Origin of the sequence: Halorhabdus rudnickae (assembly GCF_900880625.1) — an archaeon.
Taxonomy (GTDB): Archaea; Halobacteriota; Halobacteria; order Halobacteriales; family Haloarculaceae; genus Halorhabdus; species Halorhabdus rudnickae.
In genome coordinates this window covers 1,249,125-1,271,087 of the sequence record NZ_CAAHFB010000001.1, presented here as the reverse complement: position 1 = coordinate 1,271,087, position 21,963 = coordinate 1,249,125, and the positions used below count along the sequence as shown (strand labels likewise).

Genomic DNA, 21,963 nt, shown 5'->3' with positions numbered 1-21,963 from the left:
TATTTTATTTCTGTCCGACTATCAAGACCAACGGTCTTCCGATCGCCGCAGGGCTCGAACCAATGCGAGACGCTCCTGCTTACTTCGTTGTGCGAGCTGGGACTCGCGTGATCGAGTCCTGGCGTATGTTGCTCTCGCTACTTATCGACGACTCGCTCTCGCTCGCGGTTACACCGCTCGCATCGAGGGTTCACTTCGTTTGCCTCGCTACGCTCGTCGTCTTGTTCACAGCAGAAAGCGCCGCCGCCAGGACTCGAACCTGGGACAACCACGTTAACAGCGTGGTGCTCTACCATCTGAGCTACGGCGGCAGACATTCCGGAGTAGTCGGAGTTATTTGATAGGGCTTTCGTTTCGAGTCCGGTGCCTGACGGCGGTCACGTCGCACCGATACCCTTTCCCGTTTCTGTCGAATCACTTTTGGTATGAGCGACGCGGTCACGCCGGTACTCGAATCCGTTCGCGAACGCGTCGACCCCGACGCCGAGGAGCGCCGTCGTCTCCGATACGTCGCCGAGACAGTGATCGAACGGGCCGAAAGCGCAATCGACGCCCGCGACATCGCGGGTGACGTGATGCTCGTCGGCAGTACTGCCAGGGACACCTGGATTGCCGGCGACCGCGACATCGACGTCTTCGTGCGCTTCCCACCCGAAATCGACCGCGAAACTCTCGAAACAGTCGGTCTCGAGATCGGCCACGCAGTCCTGCCAGAGGGCCACGAGGAGTACGCCGAACACCCCTACGTCGTCGGCGAGGTCGATGGCTACGACATCGACCTCGTGCCGTGTTATGCTGTCGAAGCTGCCACGGCGATCCAGTCTGCCGTCGATCGCACCCCTTTCCACACCCACTACATCGAGGCGCGACTCGACGAGGATCTCACTGCCGACGTGCGACTCTGCAAAGCCTTCCTGAAGGGTATCGGCGTCTACGGCAGCGATCTCCGGACACGGGGCTTCTCGGGCTACTTGACAGAACTGCTTGTCCTCGAACACGGCGGCTTTCTCCCCCTGCTCGAAGCCGCCGCCGACTGGCACCCTCCTGTCCGATTCGACCCGGAGTCCCATGGCGATGCCACTTTCCGAGACGATCTCGTGATGATCGACCCGACTGATCCCGAACGGAACGTCGCGGCTGCCCTCTCTTCGGCCAACCTCGCCGCCTTCCAGCACTACGCTCGCGAGTTCCTCGCCGATCCTCGGGAATCGCTGTTCGAACCGTCCGAACCCGATCCACTCTCACCTTCCGATGCCCGTTCGTTCTTCGATCGGCGCGGAACGACCCCGCTCGCGGTCACGTTTGGGACACCAGATCTGGTAGAGGACGACCTCTACCCCCAACTCGAAAAATCCCTCGAAGGCATCGTTGGGCTGCTCGACCGCAACGGGTTCGACGTCCTCCGTGCCGACGCCTTCGCCAGAGAGCGGACCGTCTTGCTTGCGGAGCTGGAAGTCACCGAACGGCCCGCAGTTGAACGTCACGAAGGGCCGCCGGTGGCCGTCCGGGAACACGCCGAAGGGTTCTACGACGCGTATCGGGACGGGGACGCCTATGGCCCGTTCGTCGACGAGGATCGATACGTGGTCGAACGCGAGCGCGAACATCGGACCGCGACTGACTTGCTCCGAAGTGACGCCGTCTTCGACGTGGCGCTTGGCGCGGCGGTCGAGCGGGCGCTCGCCGACGAATACACGGTACTTGTCGGTGGGGGTGTCGCCGAACTCGCCACCGAGTTCGGAACGGAACTCGCGGGTTACTGTGGCCCGAAGCCCTGATAGACAAGGGCATCCCTGACGTTACGACCGTCCTCGCTTGGCTCCGTGTCGACGTCGGCTAGTTCTTTGCCTCCTAGGACGTCGTGGACCTCGCGGACTCCCGAAGAGAGCGTCTCGAGGCCGTACCCACCTTCGAGGACGAACGCGAGCGGCGCGTCGGTCCGCTCGGCGAAGTCGGCCAGCCGTTTGGCGAGCACGCCGTAGCCCCCAGTCGAGACGAGCATCCGCGAGATCGGGTCCTGTTCGTGAGCGTCGAAGCCAGCGCTCACCAGCAGCAGGTCCGGATCGAACGCTTCGAACTCCGGCTCGACGATCGTATCGTAGACCGACAGATAGTCCGCGTCGCCACAGCCCGGCGGAAACGGGACGTTCATCGTTTGGCCTTCCCCTTCGCCGTCCCCAGATTCACTGATGTCTCCAGTCCCGGGATACAGTCCTTCCTCGTGAAACGAGACGTAGTAGACGTCGCCTCGATCGTAGAAGATGTCTTGGGTGCCGTTGCCGTGGTGGACGTCCCAGTCCAAAATAGCTACACGATCGACATCGCGTTCCGAGAGGGCACGCTCGGCCGCGACGGCGACGTTGTTGACGAAACAAAATCCCATCGCGTCGTCGGCGACGGCGTGGTGTCCGGGTGGTCGGCCCAGCGAGAACGGGGTTTCAGCGCCGTCGGCGCCGTCCAGCGCAGCCTCGGCCGCCCAGGCCGCAAGCCCGGCACTGGCCATCGCCGCGTCCCATGTCTCCTCGACGGCGACCGTGTCGGCGTCCCAGTTACCGCCGCCGTCCGCGCAGAACTGGCGCACGGATCGGACGTATTCGTCCGCGTGGACGGACGCGACTTCCGCCTTCGTCGCCGCGTCCGCCGCTACGTACTCGATGTCCTCCGCGTCGTCGAGTGCCCGTCTGATCGCCCGAAGACGGTCAGGACTCTCCGGATGGCGGCTTCCGGTGTCGTGTTCCAGGCAGATCTCGCGATAGCCGAATTTCATTCAACGTATTGGTGCAATTCGAAATACGTTTCGACGTCCTCCGCCTTAACGGTTCTGCGCCCTGCGTGTTCGGCCAGCAGCGCCGCGGCGGCGGCGATGTCGTCGGCTTCCGCCTCGAGAATCGACGCCAGAGCGATCCGCGCGTCCATCGCCACGCGGTACCGGTCGTCGATGTCCAGCCGCGCGATACGGTCGACCGGCGCGATCGGCAGTTCCAGTGTGTCTTTCTCCGGGGCAGTGTTCACCCCGAAGTCCGGAGCCATCAGCGTTTTCCGACCGTCGGCTCTGGCGCGCTCGGCCGCGTCGACCGCCAGTTGCGCCCCGCTTGACTGGATACGGCGAGTGAGTTCTTCTGTCGCTTCTGCACTCACTCGCAACCCGCCGGCGTTGCGTCGGATGATCGAGTCGACGGGGGCGAACGGTAACTCGACGCTCATACGCCACACGGGGGCGGTTTGGGTCTTAAGGGTTTCCTCACGTTCGCGGAACTTTTCGGCGGAGCGACGTACTCGTCCCCTGGATCAGAACAACTCCTCGGCCACGACGTCCCCGTCACGGCGCCTGCCGCGGATCGTCACCTCTTCACCCAGTCGGACTGACTCACCTGTCTCGACGGTGATAGTCTCCTCGCCGTCGTCGACGATCACTGGATCGCCCGTCTGGACGACTGTCCCCGTGAGCTCGATTTGCGTTCCGTCGTCTGTACTGTCTTCGGTACTCGTACTCCCGGCAGCGTCACCGCTGCCGTCGGCGAAGTCTGACAATCCGGTCGCGCCGTCGTCTCCGCCGTTGGAACCACTCGCTGCGTCCGGCGCAGACGACATCGACGCACCGTCTTCGAGGACGACGACTGTCGCACCCCATCCTGCAGAGGCTTCCAGATCGTCTTGCCAGCCGTCTTGAATTTCGACGTCCGCGCAGACGACTTCGTCGCCCGGCGCTAGATCGAGGTCGGCTTTCTCCCCCCACAGCGCGACCCGGATGTCGCCGGTGTCGTCCTGGATGCGGACGTTCTTGACTTGCCCTTCCGAGCCGTCGTCGCGGTCGAACGTCCGTTTGGGGTCCGTTGAGCGCACGACTCCGCCGATGTCGACCGTCCGTTCGATCTCTACCTCGTCGATGGGCGTCGTCTCGGGCGCGTACTCGACGTCGGCGTCCGCCAGTCCCTCGACGGCTCCCTCCTCGCCCACGTGGACCTCAAGATCGCCGTCGCGCTCGCGGACGTACGCGTCAACGACTTCGACGGTCTCGCCGGCCGTGACTTCCTCGACGGTATCAGCCTGGTCGTCCCACAGCGTCACTCGGACGCGGCCGGTCTCGTCGCCGATCGCCAGGTTCGCTACCCGCCCTTCCGAACCGTCGTCGCGATCGAACGTCCGGATCCCCTCGGTATCCAGCACTACTCCACGGACGGAGACGTTCGACTGGCCGAGCGTGAGTGCCTCGATCGTCTCGCCGTCGCCAGGCTCGACATCGATCGTCGCCTCGTCGTCGGGTTCGGCCTTGTCGACGCTGACTTCAAGGCCGTTGTACCCGTCCTGTGGTCGGCCCTTGATGCGGAGAACCTCGCCGACCTCGAGTTCGCCCTCATCGATCGCGACGGCCTGCTCGTCCCAGAAAGCCAGCCGGACCGAGCCGGTCTCGTCGGCCGCCTCGACGTTTATCACTCGACCGTCTTCGACGTCCTCGCCGTCGCGCTCGAACGTCCGCAACTCGCCGACTGAGAGTACCTTCGCGAGGAACTGTACCTCTTCCATTCCGGCCTCGATGTCGGCGACGGTCTCGACCTCGCCTTCGGTCAGCTTGTGAGCGACGAGCATCGCTGCCGTTTCCTCGTCCGCCAGGCCCCCCATCTGTTCGACTTTCTCCTCGACTGCCTCCCGGAAGCGCTCCTCGGAGACGTCGGCGTCGAGATCCTCGAAAACCTCTTCGATCGCACCCATCTGTGTACCGATGGGCACGGCAGCGGTCCGTTTAAGCATTGCCGTCGGCCGGCGTGCGGCCCCAGTCGTGCGGTTTCTTGGTCGTCACTCGTCGGTTGTTTCGTCCGGCGGCGTGACGCGCGCGCTTTCGTGTGCCCCACTCATGATATCCCGGCCGTTGTGGCTGACTGAGACGCTCTCTGGGACCCCATTCTCGAATGAGAACGTTCCCTCGTACGGTATTTCGACGATACATTGACCGCCCGCCTCGCAGTTTTCATCTTTGACCGATTCGATCGCGACCGAGAGATGGCTCTCCTCGCGATCGTACGAGAGGTCGGCCAGGCGGGCGCGGCTGCAGAGGTCACTCCCACTGATGACCCCCTCAACGATGATCTCGTCTGTGTTTGTCTCGAACTCGACGCCAGCTTGGTCGATCCTTCTCATCTCGGCCGCTCCACTGCACTCGGGTCCGTCCCCTCGGAACTCGAATTCGACGCCGTCCATCATCTTCCCGCTGGCGCAGCTGTCGTTTTCGATCCCGGTTTCGGTCCTCGTCCTCTTGTTGGCGGGTTCGCCGTTCTCGGTAGTCGGTTCGTGAGACGTCGTCCTTTCAGCCTCGGTCGGCGTCTGTTCGTCTGTCGTCGAACTGTCCTCTCCTGGATCGCTGTTCATGCAACCCGCGAGCAAACCGAACGCGCCCGCCGTGGTCGTCGCCGTGAGGAACTGTCGTCGGTTCATACGAAGCCGGAGGGTCCCGTAGGAAAAGACAATTCCGTATGGTCAAACAATCGTTTGTTCCCGACACAGTGGATCCGTCGAGCCGGCCGAACCGTAACCCCTTTATTCGGGACCGCGAAAGGTCGAATCGAGTCCGGGTAGGGTAGTGGACTATCCTCTTGGCTTGCGGAGCCAGGGACCGGAGTTCAAATCTCCGTCCGGACGTTTCTGCCGACGCAACACGCGAGCGACAGCTCTGTCGCTCGTATACGGGCCGTGTTATGCGTCAAGAGGCGATCTGTGCAGGGAAGTCACAGCCCGGGAGCGAACGTAGTGAGCGACCCGGCATGACTTCACGAGTTCAAATCTCCGTCCGGATGTTCCTTCACGCCTTTCAGTCGTTCATTCACGCCCGGACGTGCCCACGCTCCCTGCGTTCGCGCGGGACCGGTTCGACGGGAGTCATCCCGCCGAACGGCAGGCCAGACCAACCTCGTCCTCGACGTCCATGTCGGAGATGTGACAGAGGCAACAGACAGACACTCACGTCAATGAAACGATATGAGCCACGATAAATGACTATAATCCTGGGGCCTGAACCATATCATAATCACATGAATGGAGACGGGTCAACAACGGACGCTCAAGAATCAGAACCCGACGCAGAGACCGGTTTGGTCGCAACGTACCGACGATACATCGAAGCCGACACGTCTCGCCCAGAGATTTACAGCGGCTTCGGGTTGTTCTTTGCCGGGGTCACGTTTGGTATCGTCGCACTTGTCGTGTTTCTTTACAGTGGTAGCTACGAAATCGGGACCGACCTGTACTGGTTGATGCGTGAGGTTGCGTTGGTCTCCGGATCGCTGATGATCCCTGCCGTCGCGGTGAGCATCGTCATTCTCCTGCCGGTCGGCCGCCGAACGCACGCAGTCAGCACGGTCGGGACAATCATTATTCTCGTGTCGGTCTTGTGGTTCACACAGGTCTATCCCTGGCGGTGGAGTGGTGCCAACGATACGAGTGTGATTAGTCTTTACGCCCTGGGAGTCGCGTTGCTTATCGGGGCGACGGGCGCAGCGCTGGTTGCTCAGTACATCGATCGGGCTACTGATCAGCCACGAAGGGGAACCGTCACTGGCGAAGATGAATCATCGGAAGATGGTGTCACCGACGAGGAAGTTCGCGCGGACATTGACGATGCGATGGCCGATTCCTCGCTGACCTGGGGAGGTGTCGAAGCCGAGCCGACCACGAAACGGCTCGAACTCGATATGCCTGACGCCGCTGAGGTTGGCACCGTCGATACGAACGTTGATGCGGCAACCGAAACCAGATCGTCCGATGACTCGGTCGAGAACGCAGTCAATGGGTTGCGAAAACTCCAGGGTGGAGAGGATGAGACGGCCCGCGCGGAAAGCCCAGACGATCAGGTCTCCGCACTCGCACAGATGCGCGAACAACAACAGGAAGAAGACGAGATCGAGACAGGCGTTGACGCCGAAGTGGGGCTAATTGGTCGTCTGCGTGCACGATTTGTCGCTCCAGACAGCGAGGGCCGATTCGCACGTCTCCGACGGCGACTGTTCGAGTGACTCGGTTGAGTCACGTCTCGACTCAGAACGAAAATAAACGTATCTCGACTTCGAAAGTAGGAGAGGGACTCTGCCGGCACTTGAGATGGATGAGTGGCCAGAATTCGTTATCGACTCAGGCGGAGGAAAACATACAAAATTATTTCTAATCCCCGGCACAATGACTTTTCATGGCAAAAGGACTTGATGTGGGGACGATGAACCTCCTGTCTGCCAGACAAGAGGGAGACGAAACGGTCTTCGTGCAACAACGCAACTCGTTTGTCGAGATCGACTACAGCGACATGGCCGATCAAATGTTGTCTCGTAGCGATGTGTTGCACATCCGAAAAGACGATAAGGTGTATATCGTCGGGGACGACGCGCTCAACTTCGCGAACATTTTCAACGAGGAGACGCGCCGGCCGATGCAAGCGGGGATTCTCTCGAGTGATGAGAAGTCCGCGATTCCGATGATCAAACTCATCACCGAACAGGTGGTCGGTGATCCGCAGTTCCCGGACGAGCGACTGTTCTTCTCGGTGCCGGCTGATCCGATTGACGACGACACATCAACGTTATACCATCAGAAGACCGTCGAGTCGCTGCTCAGCGACATGGGGTACGATCCCGAACCGATCAACGAGGGGATGGCGGTCATTTATTCGGAACTGGCCGACATGGAGTTCACGGGGCTGGGTATCAGCTTCGGGGCCGGCATGACCAACGTCTGCCTGTCCTACTACGCGGTACCGGTCATGAAATTCTCCATCGCTCGGGGTGGTGACTGGATCGACGAGAAGGCAGCCCAGGCGACCGGGACACCTGTCGACAAAGTCACCTCCGTCAAAGAGGAGGACTTCGAACTAGACTTCGAGACTGACGTTGGCGGAATCGAGGGTGCACTAAGCATTTATTACGACAACCTGCTCGATTACGTCATCGAGAACATCATCAAAGAGGTCGACGAAGAGGACATCGAAGAGGGCCTCGACGTTCCGGTCGTGGTGACTGGTGGGACCTCGACGCCAGACGGCTTCGAAGACCTGTTCGCCGAACGGCTTTCGGAGGCAGATATTCCGTTCTCGATCCAGGGAGTCGAACGTGCCCAGAACCCGCTCTACAGCGTTGCACAGGGTGCACTCGTGGCTGCCCGATCGGAAGAAGAACGTGGCGGCACGAGGCAATCTGCCGAAGCTGCCGCCGACGAACCAGAAGAAGCGAGCGCGGAAGCCAAGAACGACGACTGAAGGAGTCTCAGGCGTCTTTTTTCGAATTCGTATCGAGTGACGCTGCAACCGTCACCGTTCCGAGTTCAGCCATCGTGGTTCCAGACCCTGTTTCGGAATCAGAGCCGTCGTTCGGGATGGAAACTCCGTCTTCCCGACCGATGAGACAGGTGGCCTCCGGTGGGAGTTGTTCGCTCTCGAACCGTTTCATCGCCCGATCCCATGTCTCAGTCTCACTGTCCTCGTGGCGGTGTGATGCTGGGACCCCACTGAACCCACAGGACTCACAGACCACGGCTGTCGCTTCTGTTCCCTCGATAGCGAAAGTCGCCAGGTCCTTCCCACAGCGCGGACACTCCATAGCAGTCCTTCGAACTGTATGCTAATTAATGCAATGCGGGAGCTTCAGGGACGGAATTATGCCCCAGGACGCCGTTTACCTCGACAATGCCCGAACTTGCCATTACCGAAACCCAGCAGGACCGGCTCGAAGTAGTGCGTCGCGAAGTACAAGCCGCATACGTCGAGGCCTATGGTGAGACGCGACCACGGGATGCCCTCGAGTACTTACTCGATACCTATACCTCACCCGAGAAACGGGAGGTCATCGCTGCCTACGAAGAACTTGCCACAGCGGAGTACCCAACACTCCAGCAAGTTGCGAGCGATATCGATGAAGTTCCTGGGAGCGGTATCGGTGCTGCAGAGATGCGCGGGCGGTTGCTAGCCGCGCTTGGCCCGGAAACTCTCGCCGAGCACCTCCGGGCGGCGAACACAGGATCTGACGACGAAGAAACATTGATGGATAGCGATGCTGACTCGGAAGAAACATTGATGGATAGCGATGCTGACTCGGAAGCGACATTGACGGATAACGATGCTGACCCGGAAGCGACATTGACGGATAACGATGCTGACCCGGAAGCGACACGCGGTTCCGACGGTACGAGGACGACTGCCTCGGGGCTGCCAGTCGGCGACGGAGCGGTCACGAGAGAGGCGTCTTCTGATACGGCTCCCAATACGGGAGCGTCCGCCGATACATCACCTGCTGAGGAGACGGGAGGCGAAACTTCTCCGTCAGGCCCGATGCTGGCGGACTCTGCGGGCGAAGAGTCGCCTACAGGGAACGAGACGGACGAGAAGTCACTTACAGAAGACGAAATTGAACAAGAGGCAGCCGACCAGTCGGGTGCCGACTCGAATGACAGTCCGAACGATGGTGACGTATCGACCTCTGAGGACCAAACAGGGTCGCCCGCGGCATCACCACTCGCGTCGGTCAACAAGTTACTGGACGACCACAGCGAGAAGTGGCGCAGAGGCGAAAGCGACGCCCCATACGAAGTCGATTTGCCCGACGGGACCACTGAATCTGCCCGGACGAAGGACGACGTGCGCCAGTTACTGTTTCGTCACTATTAGGCGATATCCACAGCCTGACGTCACAGCTAATGACGGTGTTTCTTGCCTCCGCTGACGGCGCTTACTGCGTTCGCGTTGGACTCCGTCCGGATGCTTCTCTTCAGCGCATCACCGTGAGTGTAGCGAACGGCCCGCGCTGAAGGACACGACAACGGCGGTTTGAAGAGATGAGACAGGCACAGCGAAACGAATATTTATCAGTGGATTGTGGTTTCCGGTTGCGAATCGCACACTCTAGGGAGTTAGCTCGTCAGTCACCATCCATTCCCGGGATGGCCCGCCGAGATCGGCCACTAACGATATTACGCCGTGGCCGTAATAGTGTGATCCACGTTACATACACTCATGCCGAGAACACGAGCGGATCAAACACGGAAACGGGATGAAACGTCGGACGGAGTGGAGTGATTGCCCGTGGACCGAACCAGGATCGCGCTGGTCGTCCCCGCCGTGCTTTTGGCCGGGGCAGTAGCCGGCGGGCCGGTGCTCGTGGCCGCCGAGCGGCCGGTCCTTGATTCGGGTGCGTGACGGGCCCATTGCCGCCAAGGACTGCTACGAGGCGGTTCGGTCGCCCTTCGTCACGACTGTCTGCGAACACCTAGCTGGGAGAGGCGATGCGGCTCCCGAGATGACTCTGCCCGGAGCCGAGGTTCGCCCGTTCGATCGGAAGGCCTTCGCCGATGCTGCCGTCCCGCTGGAGTGGCTACAATTCAATTTCGGTGCTCAGCATGTTTTCGGTGGACGGTACGCACCCCCGTGTCGGAAGGTAGCACCGTTCCCGCATCCCTTTACCGTGCGGGGTGCCTATCGGATGTATGAGTGAGAATTCAGGGCGACGGAATCTCCGGATGCCCGACGACGACGAGGTGTTCGCCGTTGTGACACAGCACAACGGTGGCAACCACGTCGAACTGCAGTGTGAGGACGGCAAGACCCGCATGGGGCGCATTCCCGGACGGATGAAGTACCGCGTCTGGATCGAGGAGGGCGACGTCGTCCTCGCCGAGCCGTGGGACTGGCAAGACGAGAAAGCCAACGTGGAGTGGCGCTACGACAACGCCGACGCCGAGCAGCTCCGTCGCGAAGGCCACATCGACTGACGCGCAGTTCGTTCTCGCCGTGTAGCAGGCAATATCGACCGTGCGTTTCTGTACGCCATCGTGAGTCGTAATTTCGAACGTCCCCCGGTTTTTCGGTGAAATCTGCACTGGACCGTTCACGAGCGCGAGGACTTTTCCCGTCGCCTCCAGTAACCCCGATCATGCCAGGTGCCGGCGACGCGCCGAGTGATCGGCTGCGCGAGCGGGCCGGCGGGAGCCGTCTGAAGCTCTGGCTGCTCATGGACGCCGACCGTTGGCTCGTTACGGCTCTTCTCGTCGCCGTCGTGTTTGTCACGCTGACCGGCGTGGGTTCTCTCTTGCCGGCCGCCGAGATCGCGATCCGTTCCGGCGACTCGGTGGACACGCTCTTTCAGGCACTCCTGACGGCGACAATCACCGGCGTCACGCTCGTGCTCACGCTAAACCAACTGGTGCTCTCCCAGGAACTCGGCGCTGCGGGCGACCAACGCGAGCGGATGGAAGAGGCGATGGCGTTTCGCGAAGACGTCGCCGACGTCGTCGGTGCGCCAGTCAGTCCTTCTCGACCTGCCCAGTTTCTCCGGGCGCTCGTGCAGGTTTCCGGTGGGCGGGCACGGGACCTCCGGGAAGCCGTCGGCCTTGACGCCGCCACGGGTGCGGGTACACCTGACGAGGATTTGCAGGCGGCGGTCGAAGATCTCACCGACAGTCTGATAGAGAACGCCGACGCGGTCGCAACGGGGCTCGACGACGCCCGGTTCGGCGAGTTCGACGTGACCGCCTCGGCACTCGACTTCAACTACTCCTGGAAGATCTTCACGGCCCGTCGCATCCACGAGCGCTACGGCGATACACTTGCGGAGGAAAGTCAGGTCGCCCTCGAACAGTTGACCGACGCGCTGGAACTGTTCGGTCCCGCCCGCGAGCACTTCAAGACGCTGTACTTCCAGTGGGACCTCATCGATCTCTCGCGGCACATACTTGCCGTCTCGATCCCGGCATTGTTGGTCTCGACGAGTATGATCACGTTCTTCGACCCAACAGCCCACGCGCCGACGATCGCCGGCTTCGACGCGCTCGTCCCGCTCGTCGCGGCCATGACTACCGTCGCGCTGGCGCCGTTCCTGCTTTTGCTCGCCTACGTCGTGCGGATCGCGACGGTCACCAAACACACTCTCTCGATCGGCCCGTTCATCCTTCGGGAGACCGACGACGTCGCCGAAGTCGAATGGGATCGCTGATGATACTCCATCACGGTCAGTCTCCCGTTTCTCTCCTGTGACGAACCCGATAGTCGGCCTGTCCCGATCGCAGAGACGACGATCAGGTACCGCTGGGCGCGTTGGACGAACGAGCAGGTGCTCCGCTGGCGCCCATCAAGCTACCGGGGGTCCTTCCATTTCCGTGAAGTGGTGGCCAACCAGGCGGTATAACGCAGTCGGTGCATCCCCTTCGAGGTAGGTCACGCCTGCGTGACCGTCCGTGAGGGCCGTGCTATCGGCTACTCTTGTTCGTGTCGCGGTAGGACTACGCGTCCTCGTCGTCGCCAATCTCTTTGCTGACTGTCTTTTCGACTTCTTCGCTGACGGTGTCTTCCACTTTCTCGCTGACTTCTTCGCTGACAGTCTCGCCGACCTGTTCGGCCACCTCGTCGACCTCCTTGGAGACGGTTTCTTCGACGGTTTTTTCGACCTCTTCGCTGACTGTTTCCTCGACGCGATCGACCTCCTCGCTGACTGTTTCGCTGACTGTCTCTTCGACCTCGTCGTGGACGGCTGCCTCGACTGTCTGTTCGACTTCTTCACTCATGGTGTCGCTGACCGTCTGTTCGACTTCCTCGCTGACAGTGTCACCGACGGTTTTCTCGACTTCCTCGCTGACCGTCTCGCTGACCGTTTCCTCGACGCGTTGGGCCATCTCGCGAGTCATCCAGTCGGGATCGAACCGCCCCATCTTCCAGCCAATGTGGATGACATAAGCTACCAGCGCACCTAGTCCGAACGCGACGCCGACGCTCGTCTCGGCGACGAAGATGATGCCGATCGAGACAAAGATCAGTGTCCCGTAAGCCAGATCGACGAGGAAATCGACGCGAGACGGCTTCATCGGTGACCTCCGATAGCGTGGACAAGCCGGTTGCTGTCGTGATTCATACGCCACAGTAGGACCAGCGATAGGAATAACCCTCCGTTCGCAGTCGCTCGCTTCCGACTGGATTGGGATCGAACGCTTCATCCGCGACTGATAACGCACGCTTAAGCCACTTCGACGGTTCGTTACTGTATGGTCGAAGTGCTCCTCCTCGTCGGCATCGTCGTTGCGTTGTTCGTTGGGTTCAATATCGGTGGTGCGACCACCGGGCCGGCGTTCGGGCCGGCGGTTGGGGCCGATGCCATCTCCAAGACCGTCGCAGCCGGGCTGATGGCCGTGTTCTTTTTCGTGGGTGCCTGGACGATCGGGCGCCGCGTCGTCGACACGCTCGGTAGCGAGCTGTTCACCGACGCGACCGTCTTGACAATGGAATCGAGCATCGTGGTCCTCTTTTTCATCGGCGGGGCGCTGTTCCTGGGCAACTACTACGGCGTCCCGGCCTCGACGTCGATGACCGCCGTCGGCGCGCTGGGCGGACTCGGCGTCGCAACGGGGACGCTAGATTGGGCCGTGATGGGCGGGATCGCGATCTGGTGGATCGTCGCGCCGATCGTCGGCTTCTGGATCTCGGGAATGATCGGCCGGTACCTCTACCCGCGAATCAACGAATTGGTTGCGATCACGACCACTGAGGGTGCCCTGTTTCGGATCGATCACTCGGGCGTGATTCCGCGACCCGTCGCCGGGCCGAACACGACACGTCGGGAGGTGATCGGCGGCGTCGTCGTCATCGCGATCGGTTGTCTGATGGCCTTCTCCTCGGGGACCTCGAACATTGCCAACGCGATCGCCCCGCTCGTGGGTGCGGGCGCCGACATCAACATGATGATTCTGCTTGGCTGTGGGGCGGTTGCCGTCGGCGCGTTCACGATCGCTCGACGGACGCTGGACACGCTGGGCAACGACATCACCGACCTGCCGCTGACAGCGGCGATCGTCGTCGCGATCATCTCCTCGACGATCGTCATCGGCCTCTCGATCATCGGCATCCCCGCGAGCTTCGTCATCATCGCGACGACCTCGATCGTCGGGCTGGGCTGGGGGCGGGCGACTCGGACGACCGCTCTCCCCGAGGTGGTCCGCGGCGAGGAGTCACCAAACGTCTCTGTCGGGGCGCTGGCCGCCGAGGATCCCGGCGAGGAGGTACCCGAGATCGGCGAGGAGGAACCGGCGGAAATCCCGTCGGCGGCCGATCTCTTCGATCCCGCGACGACTGGCCGTGTGATCGTCATGCAGAACGTGGTCCCGTTGCTGTCGACGATCGGCGCGTACGGGACGTTTGCGCTATTGTTCCAGTTTTGGTGGTAGTCACCGGGACGGCCGGTGTCGACTTCCCGTCAGCGATGGGCAACAGCGACGGCACTGACTCATCGGACCACGGTGACGGGGACGGGAACCTCACCGACGACGGCCGTCGCGACGGTCCCCAACAACCGCCGGGCAATCCGCCCAGCGTCGCCGCCGTGACTTCCCATGACGACGTGGTCGACGTCGTGCTCCGTGACGAACGCATGGATCACGTCGGCGGGATCGCCGGTCCGGACGACTGTCTCGATCTCCCGATCCGCGGCCTCGGCCTGGGCCGTGGCGTCGTCGATCACTTCCTCAGCTCGCTCCCGGGCGGTCGACTCTTCCGGAGCAACGTCGACGAGGTTGCCTTCGCTCATCCCGGCGTCGATCGACGTGACGACGTTCAACACTGTCACCCGACACTCGAAGGTCTCGAGTGCGTGAGTCAGTGCTGCCTCGGCCATCGGCGACCCATCGAGCGGGACGAGGACGTGTGACGGGGCCATACGACACCATCACGGGCCAGGCCTAATCACCGTGGCGGCCGGGACCCTATCCGGGCCACCGAAGAGTTCGGGCTGTCCCACCGCAACTTGGGTGGCTATTTATCGACCCCGGTCTCGTCGAGATCGCCACGGCTCCTCCGGGCCGGACACGAAGTGGCTGTCCCCTCCTGCCGCGGACAGCACACCAGTCGGTGCCCAGTGATGCTTCCGCCCGAGGGATATTGGCAAGACGGCAATCGTCGGGTTCCGAGTGGTGGCACCTGGTGGCGTGTCCGACCAACGGCCGCAGTTACCGTTGCCGGCGGCCCCACGTTTCGAGCGTATACCCGTCGAACCGCCGTTCGTCGACGATTTCCCACTCGCTCTCCTCGAAATCCGGGAACGTGGCGTCGCCGTCGTACTCACCGTCGATCCGGCTCAGGAGCATGCGGTCGTAGTACGGGAGGAAGGCCTCGTAGATCGCCGCGCCACCGAGGACGTAGAGAACCGGCTCGCCCGCCGAGCGAGCCCGTTCGATCGCCTCCTCGACGCCGCCCGCGTGACTCACGCGCGGATCGTCGTACTCTTGGTCCGTCCGGCTCAGGACGATCCGGTGTGCGCCCGGGGGATCGTCGAACATCTCGAAGGTCCGGCGACCGATGGCGACGGTCTCGCCGGCGACGCGTTCGCGGTACCGTTTGACCTCTTGGGGGCGGTGCCAGGGTAGGGTGGAACCGTCACCGATGATACCGTTCTCGGCGACCGCGGCGACGGCGATGACATCCATAGACGCGATACGTGACCGGAGCCTATCAAGTGCGGCGGTCGCTCGTCCGGGCAGTCACTCGTCCACCTCGTCGTCGTCAGTGTCACGCTCGGTGACCCGGAGCGCCGCGATTCGTGCTCCCTCTACGTCCGTCACCTCGATGGTGTGCCCGTCGACCTCAACCTGGTCGCCGGTCTCGGGTGCGCGCCCGAGACGAGTCAGAACCAGCCCGCCGATCGTCTCGACCCCTTCGTGGGTGAAGTCGGTGTCGAGGGCGTCGTTGACCGTCGAGAGCGCTACACCTCCGTCGACGTCGTAGCCGTCCTCGCGCTGGGTGATCGAGGGTCCTTGCTCGTCGAACCCGTCGCGCAGGTCCCCGACGACCGCTTCGACGACGTCCTCGACGGTGGCGAGTCCCTCGAAGGCTCCCCACTCGTCGATCACCGCGGCCATCTGCTGGCCCCCCTCGCGGAACTGCAACAGGAGATCGCTGACCGCCGTCGTCTCCGGGACGACGAGGAGGTCGCGGGCCAGGTTCTCGGCCGTGACGCCCTCTTCGTCTCCGTCGATCGCCCCCAGCACGTCCTTGACGTCGACGAACCCGACGACCTGATCGTCGTCTGGCTTGACGACCGGATAGCGCGTGTGGCCGGACTCGCGGACGACTGCTTGGAGCGTCGACGGTGTGGCGTCGGGCGGGACGCTCACCACGTCCGGTCGCGGAACCATGACCTCTCTGACGACGACGTCGTCGAGGTCGAAGACACCCTCGATCATCTCGACTTCCGCCGTGTCGACGTGACCCTCCTCGCCGGACCGCGCCAGGACCCGCCGGATCTCGCGCTCCTCGAGGGTCTCGTCCGTCTCGGAGGCCGGCGGGACGCCGAGCAGCCGGGTGAACGCGTTTGCCGTTCCGTTGAAGACGACCAGCCCCGGGTAGAATACGTAATAGAAGAGCTTCATCGGTGGCGCGACGAACAGCGAGAGGTGCTGGGCCCGAGCGATCGCGATCGTCTTCGGCGCGAGTTCGCCGAAGACGACGTGCAGGAACGTGATGAAGCCAAAGCCGACCGCGAAGGCCACGAGATGGATCAGTCCCGCCGGGAGGACCGGATCCAGGACGGGCTCGATGAGCGACGCGACTGCAGGTTCGCCGACCCACCCGAGCCCCAGCGAGGCGAGCGTGATCCCCAGTTGTGTGACCGCAAGGTAGTCGTCGAGATTCGATATTATGTCCTGCAGCGTCTTCGATCCCGCCCGCCCTTCCTCGGCGAGTTGTTCGACCGACGTCGAGCGGACCCGGACGAAAGCGAACTCCGCGGCGACGAAGAACCCGTTCAACGCGACGAGGACGAGTGCGACGAAGAAACCACCGAGCGACGAAACGAGATCTACCATCGGTGACCCCCGGACGCGAATGTCTTGTGCATGCCGGCTTCTTTCGGGCCAGCCACAAAAAAGGTCGACTGCGGCCCTATTTTTCGGCCGGCCGTAACCCCAACTCGTGCCGACACGCTGTTGCCGGTGGCCACCAAACCGCAGGTATGCCCGACAACCCCGAGCGTACGCTCGAGGAATGGAAAGACTCGATGCAGGACGAACACGCCGCTGCCATCGCGAACCCCGACCCAGACGCGACTCACCAGATAGAGGGGATTACGCAGGTGAGCTATCGGTATTCCTTCGAATACGATGCCGACGATGACAGTCTCAGGCGCATCGATCGCACGCAGGTCGATGAACCGCACGAGCCAGAACTGTTTTCGTGTACCTGTGGGGTTCGGGGCATGACTCGTGCGGAAGCCCGCGAGCACCTCGCCGCACTGGCGGACTGATCAGCGCATTGGCGGATTGACTCCCCGCTCGGCCTGTCGCCCCCTCATCGGGACTGTCGAATGCGGTCGGCTGTCTCGAGTCCACTGCGGAGCGCCCCGTGGAGGCGGGCCGTTCCGACGGTCCAGTCGCCCAGACAGTACAGATCGTGCCCTTCGGCCGCACGGAGCAGATCCGTCGGCGCGCCAGTCTCTGGCTGGGCATACCGCCAGCCCTGCCAGTCCGACCACTCGGGTGTCGCCAGGCGCTCGTCATCGAGAATCTCGCTGGCCATCTGCGCGAGGCGACTGATGTTTTCGCTCGGCGGGTCGTCGTAGTGTGTGACCGACCAGTCGTGACTGGCCTGGATGATCAGTACCGACTCGCCATCAGGGACGTGACCTGGCTTGCACTCCTCACGAGCGATCCAGCCGATAGCGTGCTCGTTGTCGATGTTCACCAGTGCGTAGTAGGGCCGATCGATCTCGAAGGGATACCCCACGATCGCGGTCCAGACCGTCCGAAAGTCGACTGCCCCCAGTGCGTCGATCAGCTTTTCTCGGAGCGGATCGTCCCAGGTGCTGTCGGCGAGCAGCGCGGCGGTCTGGGGTGCTGGCGGATTGACCAATAGGATGTCGAAGGGGCCGAATCGCTCCTCACCTGCGGAAACTTCCCAGCTTTCGCCCCTGCGATGGATGGCTGTCGCCCGGGTGTTGCGATGGACGGTCGCCGCGGTCCGCCCGAACAGTCGCTTGGCGATCTGTGTTAGCCCCTGTTCGTAGCTCCATTTGTGCTCGTCGGCGTCTCGGCCTTCAGCGACCTGGCCTGCGCCGTCGAAGGTGTACACTGGCTCGCCGATGTCGACGAGTCCCTCGGTGTCCAGCGTTCCGGTCACGAGGTCGACGACGCGATCGTCCTCTGCTTTGAGGTAGTTCGCGCCGTAGTCGTAGGTCACCGCGCCGCGGCGGCGTGTCGCCGCACGCCCACAGAGGCCGCCCGACTTCTCGACGACGGTGATCGTCGCCTCAGTTTGGGTGTCGATAGCCCAGGCCGCCGCGGCCGCGGCCGCACCAGCGCCGATGATGCCGATCCGTGTCACAGGCGGTGATTCGTTCGACACCCAGATAGTCGTTCGGACGGGTGAGACTTGTGGTGACTCCGTGCCGACCACGGTCCTGTCATCTTGGCATAAAAGTTGGCCTCGGCACTCTCGACTCACAATATGTCAATGATGAATGTATTTTGCAGCTCTATAGACGGCCCTCAATTCGTAATCTTACACTCTCTTGTTACTTTTTCCTTCATGTTATCCAAATTTTAAGTCAAAAATGTCGTTGTCTCTTACCGAAGATAGCGAAGTGGTATTCTCTCGGTTCTATTAGGCGTCTGTGTGAGAGACAAGGAGCGCCTTCAGCACAGTTATCGATTCAATAGTCAGTGGACTGTTTCGAGATATCGGATATTTCGGGAAATCTGAATCCAGTCACCCACTTCAAGAGTATTCTCTGCTTCTGATGGATCAAACAAGATTGTTCCGACACCAACGTCCAGAACGCCACGACTATTATCGGTATCACAGTCGATCTCGGTCACCCGACCATGAAAGACGGGTTGGCCCTCGCCATCAAATACGACCCTGCTTTCGCTCGTATCGAATTCGGCCACATTCGCCAAGAAAACAAACAACTCGACTGATATGGTCATCCCCACGTGTTTGGAGTTGAGAAGTACCTCATGGTCGTAAACCTCGAACTGCGTACTATCTTCTAGAGAAACGACTACATCCTGTGTATAAACCCGTCCCTCATAGACTGCAGAGGGGTGAATCGCGTGGATCTCAAGTGGGAGTGAGGCGGAAACCACGTCATTTCTGAAGTTGTAAACGTTATTAAGTTATTTGAATGCCTATTGGGGATGAGTAACCGTGCTTCACTTCTTTCAGTTCCGTCCTCGGTCAATGGTTTCTGACGGATACTTTGTGACCGAGCGCCTGCTGACCCTATTCTCTGTATCTTGAAACGCGTTGTGTAATCGCCCCCGCACCATCATTTTCTGTCCCGAGTTGCACCGTAGTAAGTCAACTGTGAATGTTTCTATGGCACGCCAAATCTGTATTGCATTTAGAGGCCACCCTAGCTGACCTCAATTAACAACTGTTTTCTCTCAGAAGGTAGCAGGTACGATTCTCCCATATTCGTTCACTCCATTATATGCATAGAAGGCTGGCCTCGGCACTCATAGGGCTCGTCGTCGCCGGGTCGTGAGGCCGGCTCGGCCCGTGGGCTCGTCATCGGCCAGCCGAATATAGCGAACCACTGTGCAAAAACGATTGGTCTCCCTACTCGGCAAGCGACCCGGCCTGGACTTCCTGTCGCAACCGCGACAGTGAGGGGTCGCTGTCGTCGGCGAACCGTCCGAGCAGGGCATAAACCTCTTGGCGGGACACCTTTACGTCCCCTTTCAGGACGGCGGCCGGCCTGGCCTGGAGTTCCCGGAGGGTGCCGACGCCGAGCAGGAACGGGATCGCCCAGGCGGCCAGGGTATTCCCGCGCGTCTCGGGCATCGTTTCGATCCAGGCTTGCGTGTCGTCGAGATAGTCCTCAGCCCGGTCAGCAAGTGAGGTAATGACAGGCGCGAACGCTTCTGCGTTCTCGATATCGCCGATGTCAGCAGCCGTCAGTCCGTGTTCGGCCAGCAGTGCTGCCGGGACGTAGACGTTGTCTTCCTCGCGGTAGTCCGTCGCGATATCTCTGGTGACGTTGACGAGTTGCAACAGCCGCGAAAAGGCAGTCGCGTTGTCCGCGAAGGCGGCCCGCTGATCGGGCGGGACATCGTCGATGAGTAACTCGGTGACAAACGAGCCGATCGTCCCCGCCACGTACCAGCAGTACTCCTCGAGTTCGTCGACCGATTGAATCCGTAGTCCACCTTCCTCGGCGTAGCGGTCGACGAACTCGGCCATCCCGTCGGTCAGTTCCCGGACCGACGGCCGGATGATCGCCCGGGAGGCCTCGGGCAGGTCCCGAAACGTCGCGACGACCCGCGGCGTCTCTGCGACGACCGTCCAGTCATCGTCGGGACTCTCGGGAATATACGGCTCGATGTCCGTTCGGAACGCCTCGACGGTCGTCGGGTCGTCCGGGTCGAGCACCCGGCTGTAACACGTAAGCAGTTCGTGTTGATCAGCGGGTGGGATATGCGTGGCGTCCTCGACGGTATCGGCAACCCGACAGAGGAGGTAGCCGACGCAAATCTCGGCAGCCATCGGCTCCTCAAGCTCCGCGATGGTCAACGCGAACGTCCGGGAGACGTCCTGGACGGTGTTGTAACACCAATTCATGTCGCTCGGGTGGGACTCGACCTGCTCGTTCGACATTCCGGATACCTAACCGATGGGTCCCACGAGTAAAAACCCCTCCCGGATCGTCCCAGCCACCGCCGATCCCTCTTGGACCCCCACAGCCACCACCGATACGTCTCGGAGTTTCGCGGGGTCCACCGGTCACTGAGCCGCTGACCCTGTCGGTCCGGCCCGGCTGTATCAGGCGTTCGTTTTGTAGAGGTCTCCATTCTCGTCGTAGCGTGCCTCGAAGATACGGCGGAACTGCTCGTCACTCAACTCGACTTCGAGCGCCCCGAGGTTCTCCTCCAGTTGCTCGACAGTGCGAGCGCCGACGATCGGGACGCACGTGAACTCCGGCTGGTCGATCAGCCACCGGAGAGCAACCTGTGCGGGCGTGGCGTCACGTTCCTCAGCGATCGTCTGGACCTCATCGAGGACGTGCCAGCCCCGTTCGGAGACGTACCAGTCAGTGAACATTTCGTCGAGTTGGGCACGGGTGTCCTCGGGCGCGTCGAGTTCGTAGGTGCCGTCACCGACGCGCTCGTATTTCCCGGTGAGGAAGCCACCCGCCAGTGGCGAGTACGGGACGACCGCCAGGTCTTGATCCGCACAAACGTCCAAGTACTCCGCGACGTCCTCGTAGTAGGCGGCGTGGAACAGGGGCTGGGTGACGGTGAAGGCCTCGTAGTTGTTGACGTCGGCTTTCCAGAGGCCCTTCGTGAGCTTCCAGGCGTCAGCCGTCGAGAGGCCGACGTGATGGACTTTCCCCTCGCTCACGAGATCGTCGACAGTCCTGAGCGTCTTCTCGATGGGGGTCCCGTCGTCGAAGCGGTGAAGGTACAGGATGTCCAGGTAGTCCGTGTCGAGTCGGTCGAGCGAGCCCTCGACTTCGGCGCGGACGTTCTTTCGCGAAAGGTTCTCCTGGAATCGGGATTCGTTCGACCAGTAGCACTTCGAGGCGATCACGTAGTCTTCGCGATCACGGTCAGCGAGCCACTCGCCGATCCAGCGCTCGCTGTCGCCGCGGCCATAGCCGTTGGCCGTATCGATGAAGTTCCCGCCAGTCTCGGCGTAGGCGTCTAAGAGTTCGTGAGCCTCTTTGCGACCCGTCTCGACGACACCGCTTTCCTCGTGTTCCTTCCCGAAACGCCACGTGCCGAGCGCGATCGGCGATACCTCCAGTCCAGTCTTGCCGAGTCGTCGATAGTACATCACCACGACACTGCGATCGGCAGCGGCTTAAACACCGGGCGTCCCGGGGCGGTTCACCCGCCATCGGGGGCTTCTAGGTCGGGATCTGGGTGCCGGTACCGGCTATCGTACGCATCGGTCGGTACAACGCGGCGGGACTCGGGGGCATGATCAACATCGTCAACCCTGGGGTCGTCACACTTGGCGGC

Annotated in this window: 22 protein-coding genes and 2 tRNA genes; 10 read left to right on the top strand and 14 right to left on the bottom strand. The window is 61.7% G+C overall.

The window, feature by feature from the left end; genetic code table 11:
* Nucleotides 1-238: 238 nt before the first annotated feature.
* Nucleotides 239-311, bottom strand: a tRNA-Asn gene (locus tag BN2694_RS06315).
* A gap of 114 nt (nucleotides 312-425) precedes the next feature.
* On the opposite strand from BN2694_RS06315, the gene cca reads away from it, so the two are divergent.
* Nucleotides 426-1,778, top strand: a complete 1,353-nt coding sequence (gene cca / locus BN2694_RS06310; protein WP_135663605.1) for a CCA tRNA nucleotidyltransferase — start codon at nucleotides 426-428, stop codon at nucleotides 1,776-1,778.
* Here cca and BN2694_RS06305 read toward each other — a convergent pair.
* The 4 genes from BN2694_RS06305 to BN2694_RS06290 form a co-directional block, all read right to left on the bottom strand.
* Nucleotides 1,757-2,767 carry a histone deacetylase family protein gene (locus tag BN2694_RS06305; protein ID WP_135663604.1) on the bottom strand — a complete coding sequence of 337 codons (1,011 nt, stop codon included), beginning with the start codon at nucleotides 2,765-2,767 and terminating at the stop codon, nucleotides 1,757-1,759. The two genes, cca and BN2694_RS06305, sit on opposite strands and share 22 nt — an antisense overlap.
* A complete protein-coding gene (locus BN2694_RS17895; protein ID WP_135663603.1) occupies nucleotides 2,764-3,204 on the bottom strand; it encodes a histone in 441 nt (146 codons plus the stop codon). Before BN2694_RS17895 ends, BN2694_RS06305 begins: the two co-directional genes overlap by 4 nt.
* Before the next feature lie 84 nt (nucleotides 3,205-3,288).
* Nucleotides 3,289-4,710: a single-stranded DNA binding protein gene (locus BN2694_RS06295; protein WP_135665477.1), complete on the bottom strand. Its 1,422-nt coding sequence runs from the start codon at nucleotides 4,708-4,710 to the stop codon at nucleotides 3,289-3,291.
* 84 nt (nucleotides 4,711-4,794) lie between these two features.
* A complete protein-coding gene (locus BN2694_RS06290; protein ID WP_135663602.1) occupies nucleotides 4,795-5,430 on the bottom strand; it encodes a twin-arginine translocation signal domain-containing protein in 636 nt (211 codons plus the stop codon).
* A 131-nt stretch (nucleotides 5,431-5,561) separates the two neighbouring features.
* Here BN2694_RS06290 and BN2694_RS06285 point away from each other — a divergent pair.
* From BN2694_RS06285 to BN2694_RS06275, 3 genes are all read left to right on the top strand, one after another.
* Nucleotides 5,562-5,634, top strand: a tRNA-Arg gene (locus tag BN2694_RS06285).
* Between the two features lie 449 nt (nucleotides 5,635-6,083).
* Nucleotides 6,084-7,004, top strand: coding sequence for a DUF7139 domain-containing protein (locus BN2694_RS06280; protein ID WP_244605372.1), 921 nt, complete (start codon nucleotides 6,084-6,086; stop codon nucleotides 7,002-7,004).
* 170 nt (nucleotides 7,005-7,174) lie between these two features.
* Nucleotides 7,175-8,233, top strand: coding sequence for a cell division FtsA domain-containing protein (locus BN2694_RS06275; RefSeq protein ID WP_135663600.1), 1,059 nt, complete (start codon nucleotides 7,175-7,177; stop codon nucleotides 8,231-8,233).
* Between the two features lie 7 nt (nucleotides 8,234-8,240).
* Here the strand turns inward: BN2694_RS06275 and BN2694_RS06270 are convergent, their stop codons facing one another.
* The gene (locus BN2694_RS06270) at nucleotides 8,241-8,573 is read right to left on the bottom strand and encodes a hypothetical protein (RefSeq protein WP_135663599.1); all 333 of its coding nucleotides are present in this window, start codon (nucleotides 8,571-8,573) and stop codon (nucleotides 8,241-8,243) included.
* A gap of 86 nt (nucleotides 8,574-8,659) precedes the next feature.
* Here BN2694_RS06270 and BN2694_RS06265 point away from each other — a divergent pair, with 86 nt between their 5' ends.
* The 4 genes from BN2694_RS06265 (at nucleotide 8,660) to BN2694_RS06250 (ending at nucleotide 11,957) form a co-directional block, all read left to right on the top strand.
* The gene (locus tag BN2694_RS06265; protein WP_135663598.1) at nucleotides 8,660-9,637 is read left to right on the top strand and encodes a hypothetical protein; all 978 of its coding nucleotides are present in this window, start codon (nucleotides 8,660-8,662) and stop codon (nucleotides 9,635-9,637) included.
* Between the two features lie 628 nt (nucleotides 9,638-10,265).
* Nucleotides 10,266-10,460 carry a hypothetical protein gene (locus BN2694_RS06260; RefSeq protein ID WP_135663597.1) on the top strand — a complete coding sequence of 65 codons (195 nt, stop codon included), beginning with the start codon at nucleotides 10,266-10,268 and terminating at the stop codon, nucleotides 10,458-10,460.
* Nucleotides 10,453-10,737, top strand: a complete 285-nt coding sequence (gene eif1A / locus BN2694_RS06255) for a translation initiation factor eIF-1A (protein WP_135663596.1) — start codon at nucleotides 10,453-10,455, stop codon at nucleotides 10,735-10,737. Before BN2694_RS06260 ends, eif1A begins: the two co-directional genes overlap by 8 nt.
* A 161-nt stretch (nucleotides 10,738-10,898) precedes the next feature.
* Nucleotides 10,899-11,957 (top strand): hypothetical protein, encoded by a 1,059-nt coding sequence (locus BN2694_RS06250; RefSeq protein WP_210408920.1) that lies wholly within the window; start codon nucleotides 10,899-10,901, stop codon nucleotides 11,955-11,957.
* A 286-nt stretch (nucleotides 11,958-12,243) separates the two neighbouring features.
* Here BN2694_RS06250 and BN2694_RS17015 read toward each other — a convergent pair whose 3' ends face one another.
* Nucleotides 12,244-12,822, bottom strand: a complete 579-nt coding sequence (locus BN2694_RS17015) for a hypothetical protein (protein ID WP_167879971.1) — start codon at nucleotides 12,820-12,822, stop codon at nucleotides 12,244-12,246.
* A 177-nt stretch (nucleotides 12,823-12,999) separates the two neighbouring features.
* On the opposite strand from BN2694_RS17015, the gene BN2694_RS06240 reads away from it, so the two are divergent.
* Nucleotides 13,000-14,175 (top strand): inorganic phosphate transporter, encoded by a 1,176-nt coding sequence (locus BN2694_RS06240; protein WP_135663595.1) that lies wholly within the window; start codon nucleotides 13,000-13,002, stop codon nucleotides 14,173-14,175.
* A gap of 59 nt (nucleotides 14,176-14,234) precedes the next feature.
* Here BN2694_RS06240 and BN2694_RS06235 read toward each other — a convergent pair whose 3' ends face one another.
* From BN2694_RS06235 to BN2694_RS06225, 3 genes are all read right to left on the bottom strand, one after another.
* Nucleotides 14,235-14,663, bottom strand: coding sequence for a universal stress protein (locus tag BN2694_RS06235; RefSeq protein WP_135663594.1), 429 nt, complete (start codon nucleotides 14,661-14,663; stop codon nucleotides 14,235-14,237).
* Between the two features lie 289 nt (nucleotides 14,664-14,952).
* Nucleotides 14,953-15,429 (bottom strand): dihydrofolate reductase, encoded by a 477-nt coding sequence (locus tag BN2694_RS06230; RefSeq protein WP_135663593.1) that lies wholly within the window; start codon nucleotides 15,427-15,429, stop codon nucleotides 14,953-14,955.
* Between the two features lie 54 nt (nucleotides 15,430-15,483).
* On the bottom strand, nucleotides 15,484-16,806 hold the full coding sequence (locus tag BN2694_RS06225) for a hemolysin family protein (protein WP_135663592.1): 1,323 nt from the start codon (nucleotides 16,804-16,806) through the stop codon (nucleotides 15,484-15,486).
* A gap of 146 nt (nucleotides 16,807-16,952) precedes the next feature.
* Here BN2694_RS06225 and BN2694_RS06220 point away from each other — a divergent pair, with 146 nt between their 5' ends.
* Nucleotides 16,953-17,243 (top strand): hypothetical protein, encoded by a 291-nt coding sequence (locus tag BN2694_RS06220; protein WP_135663591.1) that lies wholly within the window; start codon nucleotides 16,953-16,955, stop codon nucleotides 17,241-17,243.
* Between the two features lie 44 nt (nucleotides 17,244-17,287).
* On the opposite strand, the gene BN2694_RS06215 is transcribed toward BN2694_RS06220, so the two are convergent.
* The 4 genes from BN2694_RS06215 to BN2694_RS06200 form a co-directional block, all read right to left on the bottom strand.
* Nucleotides 17,288-18,319 carry an NAD(P)/FAD-dependent oxidoreductase gene (locus BN2694_RS06215; RefSeq protein WP_135663590.1) on the bottom strand — a complete coding sequence of 344 codons (1,032 nt, stop codon included), beginning with the start codon at nucleotides 18,317-18,319 and terminating at the stop codon, nucleotides 17,288-17,290.
* Between the two features lie 335 nt (nucleotides 18,320-18,654).
* Nucleotides 18,655-19,083 (bottom strand): hypothetical protein, encoded by a 429-nt coding sequence (locus tag BN2694_RS06210; protein ID WP_135663589.1) that lies wholly within the window; start codon nucleotides 19,081-19,083, stop codon nucleotides 18,655-18,657.
* A gap of 475 nt (nucleotides 19,084-19,558) precedes the next feature.
* Nucleotides 19,559-20,596, bottom strand: coding sequence for a phytoene/squalene synthase family protein (locus tag BN2694_RS06205; RefSeq protein ID WP_135663588.1), 1,038 nt, complete (start codon nucleotides 20,594-20,596; stop codon nucleotides 19,559-19,561).
* Nucleotides 20,597-20,761: 165 nt separating this feature from the next.
* A complete protein-coding gene (locus BN2694_RS06200; RefSeq protein ID WP_135663587.1) occupies nucleotides 20,762-21,775 on the bottom strand; it encodes an aldo/keto reductase in 1,014 nt (337 codons plus the stop codon).
* Between the last annotated feature and the right edge of the window lie 188 nt (nucleotides 21,776-21,963).